Raw genomic sequence first — 22,243 nt, forward strand, 5'->3', positions numbered from 1 at the left:
GTTTAGAAGATCGCAGCGAGAGCGGCAAGCAGATCAAGGACTTAGTTCACTTTTTTAAAGTGAACCAGTCCTCAGGACCTTCTCAACCCTGGGCCGCGACCCGCTCAGTCTTGCTCTGCAGCTTGTTCAAAGCACTTAAATATGCTTTGGCGGAAGCGACAACGATATCGGGATCTGCCCCGACCCCGTTCACTACTCGCCCGGCATGCTGCAAACGCACCGTGACTTCGCCTTGCGATTCTGTACTCCCGCTGGTGATGGCGTTCACCGAATACAGCAGCAATTCGGCACCACTTTGCACTTTGCTCTCGATTGCCTTGAGCACGGCATCGACCGGACCGTTGCCATCGCTTTCCGTACGGTGTTCGGTGTCGCCAGCGGCGAACACCACCTCGGCCTGCGGCCGCTCGCCCATTTCCGAGCGCTGGGCCAGCGCCACCAGCCGGAAATGTTCCTGTTCCTGGCTGACCGAGTCATCCATCACCAGCGCGATGATGTCTTCATCAAAGATCTCCGCCTTGCGATCGGCCAGGTCCTTGAAGCGCTGGAAGGCGGCATTGATTTCGGCCTCGGACTCCAGTTGCACGCCCAGCTCCTGCAGGCGCTGCTTGAAGGCATTGCGACCCGAGAGCTTGCCCAGCACGATCTTGTTGGCGCTCCAGCCGACGTCCTCGGCCCGCATGATTTCGTAGGTGTCCCGCGCCTTGAGCACGCCGTCCTGATGGATGCCGGACGCATGGGCGAAGGCATTGGCACCGACCACCGCCTTGTTGGGCTGCACCACGAAGCCGGTGGTCTGCGACACCAGGCGGGAGGCCGGCACGATCTGGCTGGCATCGATGCGGACATCCAAGCCGAAATAATCGCGGCGGGTCTTCACCGCCATCACCACTTCCTCCAGCGAGCAGTTGCCAGCGCGCTCGCCCAGGCCGTTGATGGTGCACTCGATCTGCCGCGCGCCGCCGATCTTCACACCAGCCAGCGAATTGGCCACCGCCATGCCGAGGTCGTTGTGACAGTGCACCGACCAGATCGCCTGGTCGGCATTGGGCACCCGCTCCCGCAGCCGCCGGATGAATTCGCCGTACAGCTCGGGAATGGCATAACCCACGGTGTCCGGAATGTTGATCGTGCGCGCCCCTTCGCGGATCACCGCCTCCACGACCCGGGCCAGGAAGTCCGGGTCGGAGCGGTAGCCGTCCTCGGGAGAGAACTCGATGTCATCAGTCAGATTGCGGGCGAAGCGCACCGATTGGGTGGCCTGCTCCAGCACCTGGTCACGGGTCATGCGCAGCTTCTTCTCCATGTGGAGCTCGCTGGTCGCAATGAAGGTGTGGATGCGGGACCGCGCCGCGCCCTTGAGCGCTTCGGCGGCGCGGGCGATGTCGCGGTCATTGGCGCGGGCCAGCGAGCAGACGGTGCTGTCGCGGATGGCCTCCGCGATCGCGCGCACCGCCTCGAAGTCCCCATGGCTGGCGGCAGCGAAGCCGGCCTCGATCACGTCCACCTTCAATCGCTCGAGTTGCCGCGCGATACGCAGCTTTTCGTCCTTGGTCATGGACGCTCCGGGCGATTGTTCACCGTCGCGCAGGGTGGTGTCGAAGATGATGAGTGCGTCGGACATGAACGGGCTTCCTTCAATCGGTGGCGTGCGCGACAGGCGGGTCAGGGACTCGCGCCGCGGCGGTGTGTCGGCATGGCTGTCGGCACGGGTGTCAGCGCCTGGTTGCTGCGCAGGGTTTCTGGACTGAGCGACGGATGGGGATGGGAACGGCGGCTGGGCTCGATTCTGCCGCCGATCCGTCGCCCCGCCGTCGGATCAGACGGTCTGCAGGCGCACGAGCTTGAGCACACCACGCTGCGCCGCGCGGCGCAGACCGGACACGATCGCCTTCAGCGAGGCGGACGCGATGTTGCTGTCCATGCCCACACCGAACAAGGTCGCCTCGCCGACGCGCAGCTCCAGATAGGCCACCGCCTGCGCGTCCGCACCGCTGCCCAGCGCATGCTCGTGGTAGTCCAGCACCCGCACCTGGGTCTGCAGCTGCTTGTTCAGGCCCTCGACGAAGGCATCGATCGGCCCGCGGCCCTGCCCGTCCACCTTGATCATGCGCACGCACAGGTCGGCCTGGGCCTGGACTGTCGTCTGACCATCCTCGGCCGTGCCGATCTGCGGCTGCAGCGCCGGCGCCTGCTTGACGCCATATTCGCGATCGAAGATCTGCCAGAGGTCGGCCGCGCCCAGCTCCTTGCCGTGGGTGTCCATCACGCCCTGGACGATCTGGCTGAATTCGATCTGCAGGCGGCGCGGCATTTCAATGCCGTATTCCGACTCCAGCAGATAGGAAATGCCGCCCTTGCCGGACTGGCTGTTCACCCGGATCACCGCTTCATAGCTGCGGCCGAGGTCCTTGGGATCGATGGGCAGATAGGGGATCTCCCAGATGTCGCCCTCCTTGCGGGCTGAGAAGGCCTTTTTGATGGCGTCCTGGTGCGAGCCCGAGAACGAGGTGTAGACCAGCTCACCCACATACGGATGACGCGGATGCACCGGCAACTGGTTGCAATGCTCGACACAGCGGCGCACCTCATCGATGTCGGAGAAATCCAGACCGGGCGGCACGCCCTGGGTATAGAGGTTCAGCGCGATGTTGACCAGATCCAGATTGCCGGTGCGCTCGCCGTTGCCGAACAAACAACCCTCGATGCGATCGGCACCCGCCATCAGGGCCAGCTCGGCCGCGGCCGTGCCGGTGCCCCGGTCATTGTGCGGATGGACCGACAGGATCACCGACTCGCGGCGCTCGATGTGGCGGTGCATCCACTCGACCATGTCGGCAAAGACATTCGGCGTGGAATGCTCGACCGTGGTCGGCAGGTTGATGATGATCTTGCGCTCGGGCGTCGGGCCCCAGGCCTCGGTGACCGCATCCACCACGCGCTTGGAGAACGCCAGTTCGGTGCCGGAGAACATCTCGGGCGAATACTCGAAGCGGAAATCGGTCTCGGGCTGCCGCGCCGCCATCTCGCGAATCATCGCGGTGTGGGTCACGGCCAGGTCGACGATCTGGTCTTCGGTCATGCCCAGCACCACGCGGCGCATCACCGGGGCGACTGCGTTGTAGAGATGGACCACCGCTCGCTTCGCACCGACCAGCGACTCGAAGGTGCGCTCGATCAGCGGCTGCCGCGCCTGGGTCAGGACCTGGATGGTGACGTCGTCCGGGATCTGACCGTCTTCGATCAGCATGCGGACGAAATCGAAGTCGGTCTGCGAGGCGGAGGGGAAACCGACCTCGATCTCCTTGAAGCCGATCTTGACCAGCATCTGGAACATCCGCAGCTTGCGCTCCGGATCCATCGGCTCGATCAGGGCCTGGTTGCCGTCCCGCAGATCGGTACTGAGCCAGAGCGGCGCTTGCGTGATCTGCACGCCGGGCCAGCGGCGGTCCGGCAGGGAGATCGGGGCGAAAGCTCGGTACTTGAGATGCGGTTGCTTCAACATGGGCGTTCCTGTGATTCAGGTTCGCAACTCGCAGCTCTGAAATGACAAACGGCCCGCTGCGGGTTGCATTCGGGCCGTTGGATCTGGGGAGAACGTCGAAAGGACAGACGTGCGCGATCTAGCGAACCCGTAGGTCACCTGGTAGTAGCAGCGCAATTCGGGCCGGGGACGTCATAGCGGTTGAATATAGGCGCCCAGCGCCGGTCACGTCAACGCGCCGGTCGCATGCAGCGCGCGAGAAGCGTTCGCTATCGGTGAAGGCCGGCTTCATCGGGCTCGTCGGTCGAGGTGGCGATCATGCTCACCGGCTTGCCTTTGGCCCGCTTGACTGCATAGACCACATAGCCCGACACGCCATACAGACAGAAGACGGCAAACAGCACCGAGGGCGGATGCAGGTTGATCACCGCAATCCCCAGCGCAATCGCCACAATGACGATGAACGGCACCGAGCGCTTGAAGCTGATGTCCTTGAAGCTGTAGAACGGCGCGTTGGTCACCATCGTCAAACCGGCATACAGGGTGAAGCCGAACGCCACCCAGGCCAGTTGCGGATCCTTGTAGACGTCCTTGAAGCCGGCGTCGTCCATCACCCAGATCAGGCCCACGACCAAGGCCGCCGCGGCCGGGCTGGGCACGCCCTGGAAGAAGCGCCGGTCCACCACCCCGAGGTTGGTGTTGAAGCGCGCCAGACGCAGCGCCGCGCCAGCGATGTAGACGAAGGCGGCAAACCAGCCCCAGCGACCCAGCCCCTGCAGCGCCCAGGAATACATGATCAGCGCCGGCGCCGCACCGAAGCTCACCATGTCCGACAGGCTGTCCATCTGCTCGCCGAAGGTGCTCTGGGTGTTGGTCATGCGGGCGACGCGCCCGTCCAGGCTGTCCAGCACCATGGCGGCGAAGATGCCGTAGGCCGACTGCTCGAATCGACCGCTGATCGCCATCACGATGGCATAGAAGCCACTGAACAGCGCCGCCAGCGTGAACAGGTTGGGCAACAGATAGATGCCCTTGCGGCGCGGGCGCTGCGGCTCGATCAGATCGGACTCGTCCTCGTCGAGCAGGTCCGCGTTCTTGTTCTCGGGTGAATTCATGGGGTCGGAGAATAACTCAGCCCTACCGCCCGGCGCGGCCGGCGGGCACCGCCCCGCAAGCGCCGATCCGGCAGGAAACCGCACTGCAGAGCAATTGTGCGGGCGCCGTAGCGGCCTTGTGGCGCAGCGCCCCTCGCCGGTGATCCACTCGGGGCACTTGGCCTCATCCAACAATCGCTCACACCTGATGCAACAACGCCCCGCCGCACGGGGGTGCGACGGGGCGTTGGCGGGTCGCTGCAGCGATCAGTTCTTGGACTTGTCGACCAGCTTGTTGGCCTTGATCCAGGGCATCATCGCGCGCAGTTGCTCGCCGACCTGTTCGATCGGGTGCTCGGCGGTCAGGCGACGGCGGCTGATCAGGGTCGGTGCGCCGGCCTTGTTCTCCAGGATGAAGCTCTTGGCATATTCACCGGTCTGGATGTCCTTCAGGCACTGACGCATCGCGTCCTTGGTGGCCGAGGTCACCACGCGCGGGCCGGTCACATACTCGCCGTACTCCGCATTGTTGGAGATCGAGTAGTTCATGTTGCCGATGCCGCCCTCATAGATCAGGTCGACGATCAGCTTGAGCTCGTGCAGGCACTCGAAGTAGGCCATTTCGGGCGCGTAGCCGGCTTCGGTCAGCGTCTCGAAGCCCGCCTTGATCAGTTCCACCGCGCCGCCGCACAGCACGGCCTGCTCGCCGAACAGGTCGGTCTCGGTCTCTTCACGGAAGCTGGTCTGGATGATGCCGGCCTTGCCGCCGCCGTTGGCTGCGGCGTAGCTCAGGGCCAGATCACGCGCCTTGCCGGTCTTGTCGGCATAGACGGCGATCAGGTGCGGCACGCCGCCGCCCTGCTTGTAAGTGTTGCGCACGGTGTGGCCCGGGGCCTTGGGCGCGACCATCCACACATCCAGGTCGTCACGCGGCTGCACCTGGCCGTAATGGACATTGAAGCCATGGGCGAAGGCCAGCGACGCACCTTGCTTGATGTGGGGTTCCACTTCTTTCTTGTAGACGTCGGCGATCTGCTCATCGGGCAGCAGGATCATGACCACGTCCGCGGCCTTGACCGCGTCGGCGATCTCCGCGACCTTCAGGCCCGCGCCTTCGGCCTTGGACCAGGACGCGCCGCCGCGGCGCAGACCCACGGTGACCTTCACGCCGCTCTCGTTCAGGTTCTGGGCATGGGCATGGCCTTGCGAGCCGTAGCCGATGATGGTGACGTTCTTGCCCTTGATGAGGCTGAGGTCGGCGTCCTTGTCGTAGTACACGTTCATGGTGGTCTCTCCGGGGAAAATCAGTTCAGGTGGATGGGTGGGCGGCGAACGGGGTCAGTGATGAATCGGACGCCCGCCGGCCCGTTGTGGGTACGAAATCGTGAAAGCCTGCAGATCTGCGACAGCCGGCGGGCCGCTCAGATCCGGAGAATGCGCTCGCCGCGGCCGATGCCGCTGGCACCGGTGCGCACCGTCTCGAGGATGGACGCACGATCGAGCGCATCGATGAAGGCGTCCAGCTTGCCGGTGTCGCCGGTCAGCTCGATGGTGTAGGTCTTCTCGGTGACGTCGATGACCCGGCCGCGGAAGATGTCGGCGGTGCGCTTCATTTCCTCGCGCTCCTTGCCGACGGCCCTCACCTTGATCAGCATGAGTTCGCGCTCGATGTAGCGGCCCTCGGTCAGATCCACCACCTTCACGACCTCGATCAACCGGTTCAGGTGCTTGGTGATCTGCTCGATGATGTCGTCGCTGCCGCTGGTCACGATGGTCATGCGCGACAGCGAGGCATCCTCGGTGGGCGCCACCGTCAGGCTCTCGATGTTGTAGCCCCGGGCGGAGAACAGCGCCACGACGCGCGACAGCGCGCCCGGCTCGTTCTCGATGAGCAAAGCAATGATGTGTTTCATGGGGTCTCGTCCTTCGCGCTCTTCAGACTGCCGGCGGTAACCGGGCAGCCCTTGGCCACGCTCTTCGATGGGGAAATGATGCGCTCGGTGATTTCCGTGCCGCTCTGGCGAATCGGACCTTCCGCCGGCCAGTCGCCCCGCGCGCGGTAACGCGCCGGACGCTGAGCCGCTTCAGGCCGTCATCGGGGTCAGAGGTCTTCGGAGCCGAGCAGCATCTCGGAAATACCCTTGCCCGCCTGGACCATCGGCCAGACGTTCTCGGTCGGGTCGGTTCGCACATCCAGGAAGACGGTGCGATCCTTCAGCCGGATGGCCTCCCGCAGCGCAGGCTCCACGTCCGAGGGCTTTTCGACCAGCAGGCCCACATGGCCGTAGGCCTCCGCCAGCTTGACGAAGTCGGGCAGCGCATCCATGTAGCTGTGCGAGTAGCGCTTGCCGTAGTCCAGCTCCTGCCACTGCCGCACCATGCCCAGGTAGCGGTTGTTCAGCGAGACCACTTTCACAGGGGTCTTGTACTGCTGACAGGTGGAGAGCTCCTGGATGTTCATCTGGATCGAGCCCTCGCCGGTGATGCAAAACACATCCGACTCCGGCTTGGCCAGCTTGATGCCCATCGCATAGGGCAGGCCTACGCCCATCGTGCCCAGGCCGCCGGAGTTGATCCAGCGCCGCGGCTCGTTGAAGCGGTAGAACTGCGCCGCCCACATCTGGTGCTGACCCACATCGGAGGTGATGTAGGCGTCGCTGTCGCGGGTGAGGTTCCACAGCGTCTCGATGACCGACTGCGGTTTGATCACCTCGGTGGACTGCTTGTAGGTCAGGCAGTCGCGCTTGCGCCAGTCGTTGATCTGGGACCACCAGGCATTCAGCGCCTCGCCATCCGGACGCGCCTGCGATTCCTTGATCTGGGAGATCAGCTCCTGCAGCACGTCCTTGACGTCGCCCACGATCGGGATGTCCACCCGCACCCGCTTGGAGATCGACGAGGGGTCGATGTCCACATGGATGATCTTGCGATCCACCGAGGCGAAGTGCTTGGGATTGCCGATGACGCGGTCGTCGAAGCGCGCGCCCACGGCCAGCAGCACATCGCAGTGCTGCATGGTCATGTTGGCCTCGTAGGTGCCGTGCATGCCCAGCATGCCCAGGAAGCGCGGATCGGTGCCGGGCATCGCGCCCAGACCCATCAGCGTGTTGGTGCAGGGATAGCCGATCAGGTCGATCAGCTGGCGCAGTTCCGCCGTGGCCTCGCCCAGGATCACGCCGCCGCCGGTATAGATATAGGGACGCTTGGCCCCCATCAGCAGCTGGACCGCCTTGCGGATCTGACCGCTGTGGCCCTTCTTCACCGGGTTGTAGGAGCGCATCTCCACCCGCTCCGGATAGTGGAACGCGGTGCGGTTGAGCGAGACATCCTTCGGGATGTCCACCACCACCGGGCCGGGACGGCCGGTGCGGGCGATGTGGAACGCCTTCTTGAGCGTCATCGCCAGGTCGCGCACATCCTTGACCAGGAAGTTGTGCTTGACGATGGGGCGGGTGATGCCGACGGTGTCGCATTCCTGGAAGGCGTCCAGGCCAATCGCCGGCGTGGGCACCTGTCCGGTGATGATCACCATCGGGATGGAATCCATGTACGCGGTCGCGATGCCGGTGATGGCATTCGTGACGCCCGGACCGGACGTGACCAGCGCCACGCCGACCTCGCCGGTGGCGCGGGCATAGCCGTCCGCCGCATGCACCGCCGCCTGTTCATGTCGAACCAGGACGTGATGAATGGCGTCTTGCTTGTAGAGCGCGTCGTAGATGTAGAGAACGGCGCCGCCTGGATAGCCCCAGAGATATTTCACACCTTCGGCTTGAAGGCTCTGGACCAGGATTTCGGAACCGTTGAGCTCCTGTGAGGAGCCGGAATGGGGGTGCGGTTGTGAGCGAGCTTCCGTGATCGCTGCACGTTTGATGTCCGCGGCAGACATGTCCATATGTCGAACCTCTGAGAATTTCTCTGACGAAAAACCATCGGTGCTCCTCCTCTCACTCTTGTGAAGCGGATTCGGAACGTCGCGTCAAAAACAGGGCGGCCCGGGTCGGGCGGCCAGCTTGAGACCATACTGCGTTGTACGAATCGGCGATTATGCATGCAAACCCGAAGGGGCGGCGAAATGCGCCAACCGGGCCGCCCGACGGCCATGGGCAATGCCATAATCCCGCCCGATTTCGCCCGCCCGACCGCCTCCCGGCGACAGCCCTTGGCCACAGACAAAGAACTCAACGAATTTCTCAGAACGGTGGACAAGCGCGCCTTCAAGCGCACCGTCTATCTGGTGCGAGACGAGGACGCGGCGCTGGACATTGTCCAGGACGCCATGATTCGCTTGGCCGAGAAGTATTTCGACCGCCCGGCGGCCGAGCTGCCGCTGTTGTTCCAGCGGATTCTGTCGAACGCGACCATGGACTGGTTCCGCCGGCAGAAGACACGCAATGCGGTGTTCAGCAACCTGTCGGATTTCGAAGGCGGCGACCCGGGCGAGGATTTCGACCTGCTGGAAACCCTCGAAACCCAGGAGGGCGCGATGGGCGCCCTCTCTGCGGCGGACGAGGTTTCCCGCACCCAAGTGCTCGGATTGATCGAAGTTGAGGTCGCCGCACTGCCGGCGCGTCAACGAGAAGCCTTTTTGCTGCGTTATTGGGAAGAACTCGACGTCGCGGAGACGGCCGCTGTCATGGGTTGCTCGGAGGGAAGTGTCAAGACACACTGCTCGCGGGCGGTGCATGCACTGGCCAAAACGCTCAAAGCCAAGGGAATCACGCTATGAACAAGAACTCGCCTCCGACGCAGCTCCACCAGGAGTTGGACGCGCGCGTGGCCCGTTTCGGCCTGCGGGTAGCCGCCGGACTGACCGAACACAGCGACTCCCTGGCGGGCGACATCCAGGAGCGCCTGCGCTTCGCGCGTGAGCAAGCGCTCGCGAAGGCGCAACTGGCCCGCGCCGCCCAACCCGCGACCCAGACCACGGCCCACGCCACCGGCGGCGGCACCCTGGCCCTGGGCGGCGGCGAAAAGACACCGCGCTGGCTCAAGGCCGCCGCCCTGCTGCCGCTGGCGCTGCTGCTGGGCGGGCTGCTGCTGATCCAGCACAGCCAGTGGTATGAGCAGATCCGCAGCGCCGCAGAGCTCGACACCGAAATGCTGTCCAAGCCGCTCCCGCCGGCCGCCTACAGCGATCCGGGCTTCCGCGAATACCTGAGCGAGAACCCGAACGACCCGAACAATCCGGTCGACGCCAACGCGGAAGAGTCCAAAGAGTGAGCGCAAGCCTGTCGATGGCCTGGCGCCCGACCCTTCGTTCCCTGCTCCGTCAAACGGCGCTCTTCGGCGCGGGCGTCGCCTTGGCGGCCTCTGTTTCGGCGCAGGCCGGGGCCTCCTCCGCGCCGGCGCCCGTGGCGCCGACCGGCGCCGCCGCCCTGGCCCTCAGTCCCAACTGGGCCTCGCTGACACCCGCCCAGAAGGACGCGCTCGCGCCTCTATCTCGGGAATGGGACCAGCTCGACAGCGCCCTGAAGGGCAAGTGGCTGGAGATCGCGGCCCGCTACCCGAAACTCTCCGACGAGCATCAGCAGCGGCTGCGCGAACGCATGGTCGAATGGACCCGCATGTCGCCGACCGAGCGCCAGAAGGCGCGCATCGGCTACCAGCGCGCCAGCGAGCTGCGCGGCGAGGATCAGCAGTCACGGCTGCAGGCCAAGTGGGAAGCCTACCGGGCACTCCCGCCCGAAAAACGCCAGGAATTGGCCGATCGCGCCGAGCGAGCGGCTGAAAAGGCGTCGGAGCGGGCATCGGAAAAGATGTCCGCCGAAGCCCCTGCTGCGCGGGCCAAGCATCGTCCGCCGCTGGCCCCGATCCAGCGTGCCCCGCTCACCGTCAACAGCACCGGTCCGACCGTGGTCCAGGCCCGCCCCGGTGCCACCACCGTCCTGCTCACCCAGCGGGCCGAGCCGGCGCTGACCAGCGCGAGCGCCGCCGGCGGCGCCGTACTCCGCCTGCGATCACCGCGCGAGGCGGGCCTCGACCCGCACACCTTGCTGCCTCTTCCCAAGGGCGCCAGCCGCTAAACTGCTGCGATGACTCTGGTTCGCGACGATGCACCGCCCGGCCTGATGCGGCGGATGGCGGCTTTCCTCTATGAAGGCGTCCTGTTGTTCGGCGTGGTGTTCATCGCCGGCTGGCTCTATTCCACCCTTACCCAGCAGCGCAATGCGCTGGACGGCCAGCACGGGCTGCAGGCTTTTCTGTTCCTGGTGCTGGGTGTGTACTTCAGCTGGTTCTGGTCCCGCGGCGGCCAGACCGTGGCGATGAAGGCGTGGCATCTGCGGGTGGTCGACCAGCAGGGCCAGCCGCTGACCCAGCCCCGCGCGCTGGTGCGCTACCTGCTGTCCTGGCTGTGGTTCCTGCCGGCGCTGCTCAGCGTGTACCTGCTGGATCTGCAACACAGCGGGGGCGCGATCGTGGGCGCCCTCTTGGCAGGCATCTTCGGCTACCTGCTGCTCGCGCGTCTGAATCCGCAGCGGCAGTTCCTGCACGACCTGATCTGCGGCACGCGCCTCATCACCCAGCGTCCGGTGCCGCGCGCGAGCAAGGCCTGAGCCTGTCCGCACGCGCCCGCTGACCGGACCGCTTCCTTCTCCGCCCGCCTGAGCGACGATCTCTCCATGACCAGCAATCCTCACAAGGGCCGCACCGGCCTGAACCGCATCCTGCATGCGGCTGGCTATTCCTGGGCCGGTCTGCGTGCGGCCTACAGCGGCGAGAGCGCTTTCCGTCAGGAAGTCTGGCTGACCATCGTCGCCACGCCGCTGGCCTTCTGGCTGGGTCGCGACTGGGTGCAGGTGGCGCTGCTGCTGGGGTCGTTGATCCTGCTGCTGATCGTCGAACTGCTGAATTCGGCGGTGGAGGCCGCGATCGACCGCGTCTCCTTTGAACTGCACGATCTGTCCAAGCGGGCCAAGGACATCGCCAGCGCCGCCGTGCTGCTGGCCCTGCTGCTGTGCGCGGGCATCTGGGGCGCGGCGCTCTGGCAGCATCTGCCGCTGTAGCGCTGCCCGCTCACGCCGCAAGGCGCAAGCCGCAAGCCGCAACAACAGTCGAAAAAAGGGCGGGACGCCTTCCAGCGTCCCGCCCTTTTCATTGATGCTGCGCAAGCTCGGGCCGATACCGGCCGCACGCCTCTCGCGCCAGAACCGGCTGCTTGATGCCGCCGGTCCACCGTCCGACTCAGACGGCGGCTTCGTCCTGCTCGCCCGTGCGGATACGGATGACCTGCTCGACGGCCGTGACGAAGATCTTGCCGTCACCGATCTTGCCGGTCTTGGCGGCCTTGAGGATGGCGTCGATGCTGCGATCGACCTCGTCGTCCTTGACCACCACCTCGACCTTCACCTTGGGCAGGAAGTCGACCACGTACTCGGCGCCGCGATAGAGCTCGGTGTGGCCCTTCTGGCGACCGAATCCCTTGACCTCGGTCACGGTGAGCCCGGAGGCGCCGACTTCGGCCAGGGCTTCACGGACTTCGTCGAGCTTGAACGGTTTGATGATGGCGGTGATCTGTTTCATCGCGGACTCCGGCGAAATGTGACAAAGATTGACGTGATTTAAGCACGGATGCGGCGCCCGATGCGGACGCGAATGCGGACTCCCCCTATGGCCGGACCGGAGGCGCGGTGTCTGCGCACCTCGGAACGTCCACCCTCAATCCGGAATGCGGTCTAACGCGGCCAGCCACACGGTGGCCTCCGAGTCGCTGGGCGCGCGCCAGTCGCCGCGCGGCGAGAGCGACCCACCGCTGCCGACCTTCGGACCATTCGGCACGCAACTGCGCTTGAACTGGCTGCCGCGGAAGAAGCGCTGCACGAAGATCCGCAACACCCGCTTGATCTCCGCCAGCGAATGGTCGTTGCGCTGGACATGGTCGCCGTCCGGCCAATCCCCTCGCGTGCGGTCGCCCCAGGCGTGGCGCGCCAGGAAGGCGATCTTGTCCGGCGCGTAGCCATGGCGCAGGGTGTAGTAGAGATTGAAATCCTGCAGCTCGTAGCGGCCGATGTGGGCTTCGGTGCTCTGCAGCGCCGGGGCGGTGCCGGCAGGGGACTTCGCGTCCTGCGGCACCAGCTCCGGGCTGATCTCGGTGGCCAGGATGTCCAGCAACACCGCGCGGCCCTGCGGGCCCAGTTGCTCGGTCTCCGCCACCCAGCGCACCAGGTATTGGATCAGCGTCTTCGGCACCGAGGCGTTGACGTTGTAGTGGGACATGTGGTCCCCGACGCCGTAGGTGCACCAACCCAGCGCCAGTTCGCTCAGGTCGCCGGTGCCCAGCACCAAGGCGCCGGTGTGGTTGGCCAGTCGGAACAGGTGACTGGTGCGCTCGCCGGCCTGCACGTTCTCGAAGGTCACGTCGTAGACCGGCTCGCCCTGGGCGTACGGATGGCCGAGGTCCTTGAGCATCTGCTCGCAGCTGGGACGGATGTCGATCTCCCGCGCGTCGCAGCCGATCGCCTGCATCAGCCGCAGCGCCTGGTCGCGTGTGCGGGTGCTGGTCGCAAAGCCGGGCATGGTCACGCCCAGCAGATGGCTGCGCGGCAGGCCCATCTGGTCCATGGCCCGCGCGGCCACCAGCAGTGCATGGGTGGAATCCAGCCCACCGGAAATGCCGATGACCAGCTTCTGGATGCCGCTGGACACCAGCCGCTGGACCAGCGCCTGCACCTGGATGTTGAAGACCTCCAGGCAGCGCTCGTCGCGTCGTCCGCGGTCCGAGGGCACATACGGGAACCGCTCGATGCGACGCTGCAGCGCCAGCGGCTGGCTGCGGTCCAGGCCCAGCTCGAACTCGACGGTGCGGAACTCCCTCAGCAGCGCGGCATGGTGCCGCACCGAGTCGCCGAAGCTGGTCTGCCGCATCCGCTCGCGGGACAGTCGTTCCAGGTCCACATCGGCCACGATCAGCTGGGAGCGGCGCTGGAAGCGCTCGGCTTCCGACAACAGGCCGCCGTTTTCATAGATCAGCGCCTGGCCGTCCCAGGCCAGATCGGTGCTGGATTCCCCGGCGCCGGCCGAGGTGTAGACATAGGCCGCCAGGCAGCGCGCGGACTGCTGCGCCACCAGTTGATGCCGATAGCCCGATTTGCCGATCGTCACATTCGACGCGGAGAGATTCACCAGCACCGTCGCGCCGGCCAGGGCGCCGTAGCAGGAGGGCGGGATCGGCGTCCACACGTCCTCGCAGATTTCCACATGCAGTCGCAGCAGCGGCTGATCGCTGGCCGCGACCACCAGCCGGGTGCCGAAGGCCACCCGCTGGCCGAGCAGCGTGATCTCGTCGCTCAGGGCTTCGTCTGCGGCGTTGAACTGCCGGGCCTCGTAGAACTCGCCGTAGTTGGGCAGGTAGCTCTTGGGCATCACGGCCAGCAGTCGTCCGCGCTGCATCACCACCGCGCAGTTGAACAGACGATGCTCGATCCGCAGCGGCGCGCCGACGATGGCGACCGTTGCCATGCTGCGCGTTTCTTCAAGCAACGCCGCCAATGCGGCTTCGCAGCCGTCGAGCAGTGCGCGCTGATGGAAGAGATCGTCGCTGGTGTAGGCCGCCAGCCCGAGCTCCGGGAAGGCCGCCACCGCGGCGCCTTGCGCGGCGGCCTGGCGCAACAATTCGGCGGTCTGCGCGCCGTTGAAGGCGGGATCGGCGACCCGACACAGCGGCACGCCGACGGCGATGCGCGCGAAGTCGTGGTTGTAGAGATTGTCGAAGGACCGTCCCGGCGCGGTCCCGGTGATGAAGGGCTTGGCTTGCATGGGCCGAATCCTGCCATCAAAGCAGGCCGGGCCGACCGCCCGACCGCCGAAAGCGCGGCTTCGGCGCGGGATTTGCGCTTGCCTCTAAGATTTCGGCACGCATGACCGCACCCGCCGCCCCCCATCCGTCCGCCTCGACGCAGCCGCTCATCCGCGTCGATGACGATCCCTCCGCCTTGCCTCGCGAGGCCTGGAATGCCTTGCTGGCGCAATCGCCGCTGCCCTCGCCGTTCATGCGGCTGGAGTATCTGGAAGCGATGCAGTCCTCAGGATCCGCGGTGCCCAAGACCGGCTGGCAGGCGCAATTCCTGAGCGTCTGGGAGGGCGACGAGCTGATCGCCGCCTGCCCGGCCTATCTGAAGGGCCACTCCTACGGCGAATATGTCTTCGACTGGGCCTGGGCCGACGCCTACCAGCGCAACGGCCTGGACTACTACCCCAAGCTGCTGGTGGCCGTGCCGTTCACGCCGGTCCCTGGCAGTCGCCTGCTGGCGCGCGACGACGAGGCCCGCAGCTGGCTGGTCAAGGGCTTGCGCGCGTTGTCGCAGCGGCTGGAGGCGTCGTCGGTGCATGTGCTCTTTGGCGATGCGCAGGACCAACGCGCCATGGCCGCTGACGGTTGGCTCGCGCGACAGCAGGTGCAATTCCACTGGACCGGCGACGGCCAACCGCGCAGCTTCGCCGATTACCTGCAGACGCTGCAGCGCGAGAAGCGCAAGAAGATCCAGCAGGAGCAGCGCCGGGTGGCGGACGCCGGCATCCGTTTCGAGACCCTGCGCGGTGCCGAGATCAGCGAGGACGACTGGGACTTTTTCTACCAGTGCTACACGCTCACCTACCTCGCGCACCGCAATAAGCCCTACCTGAAGCGCGAGTTCTTCACCCGCATGGCGCAGGACCTGCCCGCCCACTGGGTCATGTTCATCGCCCGGGACGCGCAGGGTGAACGGGTCGCGGCCTCGCTCATTGCGATTGATGCGGCACTCAAGGCGGCCTATGGCCGCTACTGGGGGTCGATCCGCTACATCCCCAATCTGCACTTTGACGCGTGCTACTACCAGCCGCTCGCCTGGTGTCTGCAGAACGGATGGATGCGATTTGAAGGCGGCGCGCAGGGCGAGCACAAGATGGCGCGCGGTCTGCTGCCGGTGGCCACCCATTCATCGCATTGGCTGGCGCATCCGCAGTTCCGGGAGGCCGTGGCCGACTTCCTCGCGCGGGAGGGCGAGGCGATGGAGGAATACATCGATGAGCTGGAGCGGCATCAGCCGTTCAAGGGTGAGCCGGGGTAGCGTGCCGATGGCGCCATTGGCAGAGACGCCGCAGCAGCCATTTCATCGGCCGTTCGGAGGAACTGCTGGATGGACGCCCTGCTGGCAACTGCAGGCTTGAAACTGCCGATCTTCAGCAGGGCATCGTATTCAGGGGGCCTTGGCACGAATGGCTTCCATCAAGTCGACGCGAGCACCGTTCTTGATGGCTGCCAGCACCGGATCATCCGCCGCCCAATCGATGGGCCTGTAGACGTTGGCATGCACCGAACGTCCGAGTGCGATTTGTTTTCCGGTGGCCGCGGCCCCAATGGCGGGAACAAGTTTTGCGGAAGCTCATGCAGTCTATTCAGGAGCACTCAACGCGTCACCCACGCTGCCAAGGCCAGCGCGCAAAAGATCCCCAGATTGAGCTTGGGCTCCCAGTACGGCATGAACAAGAAGGTGATGGCCCACCACCCCAGGCCCGCCAGCAGCGTGAGCGCCAGCACCGAGTGATCCGCCACGAGCGGCATGGCGCGCCAAGCGAGCAGCAGACCCAATAGGCCGAACGCCACCTGGCCCAGCGAGAACGCGGTATGCAGGCCGTAATACAGCGTCGTCTCCGGACCCGGCGGATGCTTTCCTCGGACAACGTGAGAGACGACGTCCACGAGGAAGTGCAGGGTCCCGCTCAGCGCCAGCCAGCCATACGTGGCGTAGATCAGATATTTGTTCATGAGGGTTGATGGCCATTCATGCGTGGACGCTCGAGGCGAAGCGGGTGGCGGGCGCCCGCGACAGAATGGGCTGCCACGTCTGCCGCCATTCGCTGAGCGCTGCGCTGTCGTCTCGGAAAGTCAGATCCAGGAACGCCAGCGCCAGGTCCGCGGTGGCCGACTTGACCTGAGGATTCAAGGTGGCGCCACCGGTCAGAGAGCGGTCGGTGAAGATGCTGTGGGAGCCGCCGCGGAACACCGCGAGCAGCTTGCGCGGGTCGCCCACGGCATCGAACACGGCCAAACGGTCGGCCGCGCCCGAGCGATAGCCGGGAATCTCGATCACGTCGTCGGTGGCGGTGACATGCAGCGTCGGGATGGACACCGGACTCAGCACCGCAGCCAGATCGGTCTCGCCATAGAACGGCGGCGCAGAGATGACGACCGCCGCAGCGAAGCGGGGATCCTGGCAGTTGACCAATCGGCCCTGCCTCATCACCTGCGCGCCAATCGACAGCAAGGTCGTGTTGGCGCCATACGAATGACCTGCGGCCACCAGCCTGCGCGGGTCCACTGCCGCACCCCACGCCCCGGTCTGCGCGGAGAGCATCTGGTCCAGGGCGAAGCGCACATCGGCCGCGCGAGCGATGGCTTCGCTTTCCTGGGCCGCCGCCTGCAGCCGCCCCACCACCCCGAACGGGTTGCCGCGCCAGACGGCTGCATCGCTGCCGATGTGCTGGACGTGGAGACTGGCCACACCATGCGACGACCAATGCTTGCCCAGGTAGCTGTAGCCCTGGCGAGACCCCCCGATGCCGTGCGAGAACACCACCAGCGGTACCGACGCGTTCGCTGGGGCGTCCGGCCAGTACAGCCGAGACGGGACGGCCCGCGCCCGCGCCGCATCCACCCAGTCGAAGTCGATGACGCGGTATCGCGGCCGCTCAGCCTGTGCCCGCACCGCGCGAGGCAGCGGCAGCGCCGCAGCCAGCAGCAGCGCACTCAACTGCCGGCGACGCACGTTGGAGACCGGCCCCGCCTCCGACGCTCCGGGCCTCAAAACCGGACTCCCGTCAGCCGCTCGGACTCCACCCAGAGCCGCTTGGCATCGCGCTTGTTCAAGGCCTGCGTCGGCACCCGGGCCATGGTCGGATGACCGCGGGTCTCGCCCAGGCGGTCCGGCCCGTAGTACAGGCCGCCCTTGGCCTGCGGGGCGGTGGCCGCGAACAAGGTAGGCAGCGCGCCCTGCGCGGCCGGCTGGAACAGGAACCACAGGAAGCGGCGGATCAAGGCCGGCGCGCTGCCAGGACCCGCGCCATTGGGCAGCAGATCGGTGCGCGCGATGCCGGGATGCGCGGCGATGCTCTGCACGCCCCATCCATTGGCTTCGCTCACACGTTGCAGCTCGAAGGCGAACATCAGACAGGCCAGCTTGGACTGGCCATAGGCGGCCATCGGCTGGTAGCGCCGATCGGACTGCAGATCGTCAAAGTGCAGCGCGCCGGAGCGGGCGGCCACGCTGGAGAGGGTCACCACCCGCGGATCGCGGCCCCGGCGCAGCAGCGGCAGCAGGCGCGCGGTCAGTGCAAAGTGGCCGAGGTAGTTGGTGCCGAACTGCAGCTCAAAACCGTCGGCGGTGCGCTCGCGTCGCGGTGGCGTCATCACGGCGGCGTTGTTGATCAGCAGGTCCACCGACCCGCGCGATCCGGCGAGCCGGGTCGCGAACCGTTCGATGCTGACCAGATCGGCCAGATCCAGAGCCTCGAAGCTCACCTCGCTGCCGGGAACACTGCGCCGGATGGCGTCCACCGCCGCCGCCCCCTTCGTCGCATTCCTTCCTGCAATGACCACCTGCGCGCCGGCACGAGCCAGCGCCAATGCATCGTGAAACCCGAGGCCCCCAGTCCCGGTGACGACGGCCGTGCGGCCGATTTGAGAGGGGATGTCAGACACTGTCCAATGAGCCATGATGAACCACCAAGGTAAACTAGGTGCATTAATTTTTGCACCGAGTGCAGTTTATAGTGCACTCGGTGCGTTCACGCAAGACCCTTCGTCATGTCGGAACTTCCCTCCCCCGCCCCCTCCATCGCCGATGACTCCGACGATGCGTCGTCTGAAGGCCTGAGAGCGCGCAAGCGTCGCGAGACGCGCATCCGCATTGCCGAGACCGCCCTGCGCCTGTTCCTCAGCGATGGCTTCGACGGCACCACGCTGGACGTCATCGCCGAGGCATCGGGCATTTCCCGACGCACCTTCTTCTCCTACTTCAAGTCCAAGGACGACATCCTGCTGTTCTGGCAGGACGCCCACTGGCGCGCCATCTACGACGACGTGCTGAAGACGTCGCCGGACGCCTCCCCGCTGCAGGCGGTGCGAGACATCATGGTCAAGCACATGGCCCGCTACACGACCGAGGAGATGGTGGCCATCGACACCCTGATGCGGTCCAGCCCCACCCTCATGTCGCGCAAGCAGGCCTTCTACGGCGAGCAGGAGCAGGCGCTCTTCGGCAAGCTCTGCGAGGTGTGGCGCCAACCCGAGCGGCGCCCGGCGCTGCGCTTGGTGGCCATGGTGTCGATGGGCGCCATGCGACTGACCACCCAGACCTGGAATGAGCTGCCCAGTCCTCGCAAGCCGATGGCCAAGTTGCTTCGCGAGACCTTCGAGAGCTTGAAGTCGGAGCTGTGACGGCCGAGCTGTGAAGTCGGCGCTGTGAGGTCGGCGCTGTGAGGTCAGCGCTGTCAACTTCAGGCCGTGAGGTCGGCGCAGTGATGCCCAGTGCCGAGGCCAGGAGCGAGGCTTGCCCTACCAGCGGTCACCTTTCCTCCCGATTTGGAGATCCGCATGGCTACGAAGAAGAAGTCCTCGCCGAAGACTGGCCGCGTCGATGCCGCGCACGCCGCCACCACGCCCACCATCAGCAAATCGCCTCAAGGGCAGTCGCAGGAGACCCAGCGTTATGGCGACGTGGTCAAGATGCCGCACGGCCTCTCGGAAGCCGTGGTGAAGAAGAGCGTGGCCTCGCTCAACCAGGTGCTGGCCGACACCATCACCCTGCGCGACATGTACAAGAAGCATCACTGGCAGGTGGTCGGCCCCACCTTCAACCAGCTGCATCTGCTGTTCGACAAGCATTTCGAAGCCCAGGTCGAACTCGTCGACCTGCTGGCCGAGCGCATCCAGATCCTCGGCGGTGTCGCCCTGGCCATGGCGCCGGACATTGCCGAAGAGACCCGCATTCCTCGCCCGCCCCGCGGTCGCGAACCCGCCACCGTCCAGCTCAGCCGGCTGATCGAGGCGCACACCATGATCCTGACCTATGCCCGCGAGCATGCCGAAAAGGCCAGCGATGCCGGCGACGCGGGCACCGATGACCTGCTGGTCAGCGACGTGGTGCGGACCAACGAGCTGCAGGTGTGGTTCCTGTCCGAGCATCTGGTGGCGGCTTCGCCGATCTGACGCCGGCCGCGCCAACGCGCTCGCCGCCAGCCCCTTCCCTCGCGCCGCAACGCACTTGGGAAGGGGCTCGCCGCCCTTGGTTAGATCCCGTCCCGAGGAGACCGACGTGAGTGACGACAAGACGAAGACCGGCAACCAGGACCGCAGCCGAATCAACCTCAGCGAAGACTACGAGGTCCGCTACTGGAGCTCGAAATTCGGCGTGACCGCGGAGCAGCTCGAAGCGGCGGTCCAGGCCGTGGGCAACAGCGCCGCCGCCGTGCAAGCGCATTTGAAGAACGCCGCGCAGTGAGCGGCGCCGGCCGAGCTGACCGCGCGACCTGAAGTCACGGCAGCATCACGGTCGCACCACGGTCGCACCACGGTCGCATGGCCGTCGCACAGCCCCACTGCGCGCGATGCAGACCTGCGCTCTAATGGCAGCCACTGTCGACCGCATCGGTCCTGCAGCGACGCAGGGCCCGCCTGGCCGACGCTCATCTGCGAGAGCCCTCATGACCCTTCCCCGCTTCTATCCGATTGGTACTCCCGGCGTGCCCTGGGGTGAGCCTGAGCGCACCGCCTGGCGCGAGCGGCAGGTGCGTTCACGACGTTACGACGAGGACGTCGTGGCCCGTGTCGATGCCATGGCCGATCGGTTTGAGGTCGTCCGCTATGGCCAACTCCGCTATGGGCCTGACGACTTTGCGTTGATGGCGCTGAAGTCCCGCCCTTGGCGTGCGGACCTGCCGGTGGCCCTGGTCACCGGCGGCGTGCATGGCTACGAGACCAGCGGCGTGCTGGGCGCGCTCGAGTTCGCCGAATCGCATGCCGCCGCTTACGAGGACCGTGTGAACCTGCTGATCGCGCCGTGCGTGAGCCCGTGGGCGTATGAGCGCATCTGCCGCTGGAACTATCACGCCATCGATCCCAATCGTCAGTTCGGCGCCAGCCGTGAGTCGGAAGAAGCCAGCGCCCTGATCGCCCTGGGCACGCCCTACCTCGGCCAGTTCCTGCTGCACATCGATCTGCACGAGACCACCGACACCGACGCCAGCGAGTTCGATCCCGCCAAGGCCGCCCGCGATGGCGGCCAGCCCCAACGCGATTCGATTCCGGACGGCTTCTACCTGGTGGGCAACAGCGAGGGTTTCCGGCGTGACTTCCATGAGGCGGTCATCGCCGCGGTCGAGCAGGTGACCCACATTGCACCGCCCGACGCCGCCGGTCAGATCATCGGCTGTCCGGTCGTCGCCAAGGGCATCATCTCGTTTCCGGTGCGGCAGTCCGGCCTGTGCGAAGGCTTCACCGGCGCGACCTTCTCCACCACCACCGAGGTCTATCCGGACAGCCCACGCACCTCCCCGCAGGAATGCGTGAAGGCACAGGTGACCGCCGTGCGGGCCGCGCTCGACTTCGCCCTGGCCCACGCGTGAGCGCAGCGGGCCTTACGCCAACACCGCGTCCGCCTCAGCCTGTGGCCGCACGCCCAGCGGCAGCACGCACAGCGTGACCCCGTCCAGGGTCAGCACCAGACCCAACTGAGCGCCGATCTGCATCACGCCGCACCCGGTCGTCGGCGATGCGGGCGACGCCGCAGCATCTTCCCGCCCGGCCAACGCCCGCGCCCACTGCATCCGGACCGGACGCTGGGTCAGCATGGCCCATAGCGACTGCGGATCGCGCTGGATCAGGGCCTGCGCAAACAGGCGGAATACCGTCTCCTCGCCGGCATCGAGCGCCTTGTCAGCCCGGGCCAGCGCGCCGTCCGCACCCTGCTGCACGCGCAGCAGCGCACGCCTGAGTTGTTGACGGCTCGCCGCTTCGGTGCGGCCGGTGGCGTGCGCAATTTCGGCATGCTCGATCTCGAACACCTCGCGCAGCAACAGCGCCGCGCCGTCCTCCGGAGCGAGTGTCGCCGCCAGCCACCGCAGCGCCTGCCGGGCCGCCTGCGACACGGCCGCCTCTTGCTCGGCCGAGGGTGCCATCCCCTCATGCCCCTGGCCATCCGCCGACATCGACCACTGCTGCATCCACTGGCGGCGTCGCAGCCGGTCCACCGCCAAGTGACGGACGACCGTCAGCAGCCAGGCCTGCGCAACATGGACACCCTCCGGTGCCGACTCCAGGCTGCGGACGTAGGCATCCTGAACCGCATCCTCGGCGTCCATCGGTCCCAAGAGCCGGGCGGCGGCACGCACCAGGGCGCGGTGGTTGGCGTCCATGAGGAGCGGTGTCAGGTCGTCAGGCATGGGCGGAGCTTGCCACAAGGCGCGTGGGCAAGGCACTGCCCAGTGGCGTAGCGCCTGAACGATGCGTGACCGAGGGGAATGGGAAGCGGGAAGCGGGAAGCGAGCGTTAGGCGTTAGGCGTTGGGCGTTAGGCGTTAGGCGTTGGGCGTTGGGCGTTGGGCGTTGGGCGTTGGGCGTTGGCTTGTGCGTCGGGAAGTCTCGATTGAAAGAATGCGCAGCAGGCGTGTCACACCGGGGCACTCTCGTT

At 66.1% G+C, this 22,243-nt stretch carries 22 protein-coding genes; 10 read left to right on the plus strand and 12 right to left on the minus strand.

Annotation, left to right across the window (positions count from 1 at the left end; translation table 11 throughout):
* Positions 1-82: 82 nt before the first annotated feature.
* From N4261_RS19110 to N4261_RS19135, 6 genes are all read right to left on the minus strand, one after another.
* The gene (locus tag N4261_RS19110) at positions 83-1,624 is read right to left on the minus strand and encodes a 2-isopropylmalate synthase (RefSeq protein WP_261756852.1); all 1,542 of its coding nucleotides are present in this window, start codon (positions 1,622-1,624) and stop codon (positions 83-85) included.
* 195 nt (positions 1,625-1,819) lie between these two features.
* A complete protein-coding gene (gene leuA, locus N4261_RS19115; protein WP_261756853.1) occupies positions 1,820-3,505 on the minus strand; it encodes a 2-isopropylmalate synthase in 1,686 nt (561 codons plus the stop codon).
* A 248-nt stretch (positions 3,506-3,753) separates the two neighbouring features.
* The gene (gene pssA / locus N4261_RS19120) at positions 3,754-4,599 is read right to left on the minus strand and encodes a CDP-diacylglycerol--serine O-phosphatidyltransferase (RefSeq protein WP_261756854.1); all 846 of its coding nucleotides are present in this window, start codon (positions 4,597-4,599) and stop codon (positions 3,754-3,756) included.
* A gap of 246 nt (positions 4,600-4,845) precedes the next feature.
* Positions 4,846-5,862 (minus strand): ketol-acid reductoisomerase, encoded by a 1,017-nt coding sequence (gene ilvC, locus N4261_RS19125; RefSeq protein ID WP_261756855.1) that lies wholly within the window; start codon positions 5,860-5,862, stop codon positions 4,846-4,848.
* A 137-nt stretch (positions 5,863-5,999) separates the two neighbouring features.
* On the minus strand, positions 6,000-6,491 hold the full coding sequence (gene ilvN / locus N4261_RS19130) for an acetolactate synthase small subunit (RefSeq protein ID WP_261756856.1): 492 nt from the start codon (positions 6,489-6,491) through the stop codon (positions 6,000-6,002).
* Between the two features lie 188 nt (positions 6,492-6,679).
* Positions 6,680-8,473 (minus strand): acetolactate synthase 3 catalytic subunit, encoded by a 1,794-nt coding sequence (locus N4261_RS19135; protein WP_261756857.1) that lies wholly within the window; start codon positions 8,471-8,473, stop codon positions 6,680-6,682.
* A 267-nt stretch (positions 8,474-8,740) separates the two neighbouring features.
* On the opposite strand from N4261_RS19135, the gene N4261_RS19140 reads away from it, so the two are divergent.
* From N4261_RS19140 to N4261_RS19160, 5 genes are all read left to right on the plus strand, one after another.
* Entirely contained in the window at positions 8,741-9,307 is a 567-nt protein-coding gene (locus N4261_RS19140; RefSeq protein ID WP_261760776.1) for an RNA polymerase sigma factor, read from the plus strand.
* Entirely contained in the window at positions 9,304-9,801 is a 498-nt protein-coding gene (locus N4261_RS19145; RefSeq protein ID WP_261756858.1) for a DUF3619 family protein, read from the plus strand. The genes N4261_RS19140 and N4261_RS19145 overlap by 4 nt, the downstream gene beginning before the upstream one ends.
* Positions 9,798-10,604, plus strand: a complete 807-nt coding sequence (locus N4261_RS19150; protein WP_261756859.1) for a DUF3106 domain-containing protein — start codon at positions 9,798-9,800, stop codon at positions 10,602-10,604. Before N4261_RS19145 ends, N4261_RS19150 begins: the two co-directional genes overlap by 4 nt.
* A gap of 9 nt (positions 10,605-10,613) precedes the next feature.
* The gene (locus N4261_RS19155) at positions 10,614-11,135 is read left to right on the plus strand and encodes an RDD family protein (protein ID WP_261756860.1); all 522 of its coding nucleotides are present in this window, start codon (positions 10,614-10,616) and stop codon (positions 11,133-11,135) included.
* 66 nt (positions 11,136-11,201) lie between these two features.
* Complete coding sequence (locus tag N4261_RS19160) at positions 11,202-11,585, plus strand: diacylglycerol kinase (protein WP_261756861.1); 384 nt, start codon at positions 11,202-11,204, stop codon at positions 11,583-11,585.
* Positions 11,586-11,763: 178 nt separating this feature from the next.
* On the opposite strand, the gene N4261_RS19165 is transcribed toward N4261_RS19160, so the two are convergent.
* Both N4261_RS19165 and N4261_RS19170 read right to left on the minus strand, forming a co-directional pair.
* Positions 11,764-12,102: a P-II family nitrogen regulator gene (locus N4261_RS19165; protein WP_261756862.1), complete on the minus strand. Its 339-nt coding sequence runs from the start codon at positions 12,100-12,102 to the stop codon at positions 11,764-11,766.
* 135 nt (positions 12,103-12,237) lie between these two features.
* Positions 12,238-14,334 (minus strand): NAD(+) synthase, encoded by a 2,097-nt coding sequence (locus N4261_RS19170; protein WP_261756864.1) that lies wholly within the window; start codon positions 14,332-14,334, stop codon positions 12,238-12,240.
* Positions 14,335-14,435: 101 nt separating this feature from the next.
* Between N4261_RS19170 and N4261_RS19175 the strand changes: the two genes are divergently transcribed.
* Complete coding sequence (locus N4261_RS19175; RefSeq protein ID WP_261756865.1) at positions 14,436-15,626, plus strand: GNAT family N-acetyltransferase; 1,191 nt, start codon at positions 14,436-14,438, stop codon at positions 15,624-15,626.
* A 338-nt stretch (positions 15,627-15,964) separates the two neighbouring features.
* Here the strand turns inward: N4261_RS19175 and N4261_RS19180 are convergent, their stop codons facing one another.
* Genes N4261_RS19180 through N4261_RS19190 form a run of 3 tightly spaced genes read right to left on the minus strand, consistent with a single transcriptional unit; the run spans position 15,965 to position 18,271 of the window.
* Complete coding sequence (locus N4261_RS19180; protein WP_261756866.1) at positions 15,965-16,324, minus strand: hypothetical protein; 360 nt, start codon at positions 16,322-16,324, stop codon at positions 15,965-15,967.
* A 16-nt stretch (positions 16,325-16,340) separates the two neighbouring features.
* Positions 16,341-17,363, minus strand: coding sequence for an alpha/beta hydrolase family protein (locus N4261_RS19185; protein WP_261756867.1), 1,023 nt, complete (start codon positions 17,361-17,363; stop codon positions 16,341-16,343).
* Positions 17,360-18,271 carry an SDR family oxidoreductase gene (locus N4261_RS19190; RefSeq protein ID WP_261756868.1) on the minus strand — a complete coding sequence of 304 codons (912 nt, stop codon included), beginning with the start codon at positions 18,269-18,271 and terminating at the stop codon, positions 17,360-17,362. Before N4261_RS19190 ends, N4261_RS19185 begins: the two co-directional genes overlap by 4 nt.
* A gap of 90 nt (positions 18,272-18,361) precedes the next feature.
* Between N4261_RS19190 and N4261_RS19195 the strand changes: the two genes are divergently transcribed.
* From N4261_RS19195 to N4261_RS19210, 4 genes are all read left to right on the plus strand, one after another.
* The gene (locus N4261_RS19195; RefSeq protein ID WP_261756869.1) at positions 18,362-18,994 is read left to right on the plus strand and encodes a TetR/AcrR family transcriptional regulator; all 633 of its coding nucleotides are present in this window, start codon (positions 18,362-18,364) and stop codon (positions 18,992-18,994) included.
* 156 nt (positions 18,995-19,150) lie between these two features.
* Positions 19,151-19,765, plus strand: a complete 615-nt coding sequence (locus tag N4261_RS19200) for a Dps family protein (protein ID WP_261756870.1) — start codon at positions 19,151-19,153, stop codon at positions 19,763-19,765.
* A 106-nt stretch (positions 19,766-19,871) separates the two neighbouring features.
* Complete coding sequence (locus tag N4261_RS19205; protein ID WP_261756871.1) at positions 19,872-20,057, plus strand: DUF3606 domain-containing protein; 186 nt, start codon at positions 19,872-19,874, stop codon at positions 20,055-20,057.
* A 202-nt stretch (positions 20,058-20,259) separates the two neighbouring features.
* A complete protein-coding gene (locus tag N4261_RS19210; protein ID WP_261756872.1) occupies positions 20,260-21,180 on the plus strand; it encodes a M14 family metallopeptidase in 921 nt (306 codons plus the stop codon).
* 12 nt (positions 21,181-21,192) lie between these two features.
* Here N4261_RS19210 and N4261_RS19215 read toward each other — a convergent pair whose 3' ends face one another.
* Complete coding sequence (locus tag N4261_RS19215) at positions 21,193-21,996, minus strand: RNA polymerase sigma factor (RefSeq protein ID WP_261756873.1); 804 nt, start codon at positions 21,994-21,996, stop codon at positions 21,193-21,195.
* Between the last annotated feature and the right edge of the window lie 247 nt (positions 21,997-22,243).

Origin of the sequence: Roseateles amylovorans (assembly GCF_025398155.2) — a bacterium.
Taxonomy (GTDB): Bacteria; Pseudomonadota; Gammaproteobacteria; order Burkholderiales; family Burkholderiaceae_C; genus Roseateles; species Roseateles amylovorans.

Excerpts from the sequence above, each read along its gene's own strand:
- ilvN (WP_261756856.1), bottom strand. The coding sequence starts at position 6,491 with ATGAAACACATCATTGCTTTGCTCATCGAGAACGAGCCGGGCGCGCTG.
- N4261_RS19155 (WP_261756860.1), top strand. The coding sequence starts at position 10,614 with ATGACTCTGGTTCGCGACGATGCACCGCCCGGCCTGATGCGGCGGATG.
- N4261_RS19170 (WP_261756864.1), bottom strand. The coding sequence starts at position 14,334 with ATGCAAGCCAAGCCCTTCATCACCGGGACCGCGCCGGGACGGTCCTTC.
- pssA (WP_261756854.1), bottom strand. The coding sequence starts at position 4,599 with ATGAATTCACCCGAGAACAAGAACGCGGACCTGCTCGACGAGGACGAG.
- N4261_RS19215 (WP_261756873.1), bottom strand. The coding sequence starts at position 21,996 with ATGCCTGACGACCTGACACCGCTCCTCATGGACGCCAACCACCGCGCC.
- ilvC (WP_261756855.1), bottom strand. The coding sequence starts at position 5,862 with ATGAACGTGTACTACGACAAGGACGCCGACCTCAGCCTCATCAAGGGC.
- N4261_RS19145 (WP_261756858.1), top strand. The coding sequence starts at position 9,304 with ATGAACAAGAACTCGCCTCCGACGCAGCTCCACCAGGAGTTGGACGCG.
- N4261_RS19210 (WP_261756872.1), top strand. The coding sequence starts at position 20,260 with ATGACCCTTCCCCGCTTCTATCCGATTGGTACTCCCGGCGTGCCCTGG.
- N4261_RS19135 (WP_261756857.1), bottom strand. The coding sequence starts at position 8,473 with ATGGACATGTCTGCCGCGGACATCAAACGTGCAGCGATCACGGAAGCT.
- leuA (WP_261756853.1), bottom strand. The coding sequence starts at position 3,505 with ATGTTGAAGCAACCGCATCTCAAGTACCGAGCTTTCGCCCCGATCTCC.
- N4261_RS19160 (WP_261756861.1), top strand. The coding sequence starts at position 11,202 with ATGACCAGCAATCCTCACAAGGGCCGCACCGGCCTGAACCGCATCCTG.
- N4261_RS19175 (WP_261756865.1), top strand. The coding sequence starts at position 14,436 with ATGACCGCACCCGCCGCCCCCCATCCGTCCGCCTCGACGCAGCCGCTC.
- N4261_RS19200 (WP_261756870.1), top strand. The coding sequence starts at position 19,151 with ATGGCTACGAAGAAGAAGTCCTCGCCGAAGACTGGCCGCGTCGATGCC.
- N4261_RS19190 (WP_261756868.1), bottom strand. The coding sequence starts at position 18,271 with ATGGCTCATTGGACAGTGTCTGACATCCCCTCTCAAATCGGCCGCACG.
- N4261_RS19195 (WP_261756869.1), top strand. The coding sequence starts at position 18,362 with ATGTCGGAACTTCCCTCCCCCGCCCCCTCCATCGCCGATGACTCCGAC.
- N4261_RS19110 (WP_261756852.1), bottom strand. The coding sequence starts at position 1,624 with ATGTCCGACGCACTCATCATCTTCGACACCACCCTGCGCGACGGTGAA.
- N4261_RS19165 (WP_261756862.1), bottom strand. The coding sequence starts at position 12,102 with ATGAAACAGATCACCGCCATCATCAAACCGTTCAAGCTCGACGAAGTC.
- N4261_RS19180 (WP_261756866.1), bottom strand. The coding sequence starts at position 16,324 with ATGAACAAATATCTGATCTACGCCACGTATGGCTGGCTGGCGCTGAGC.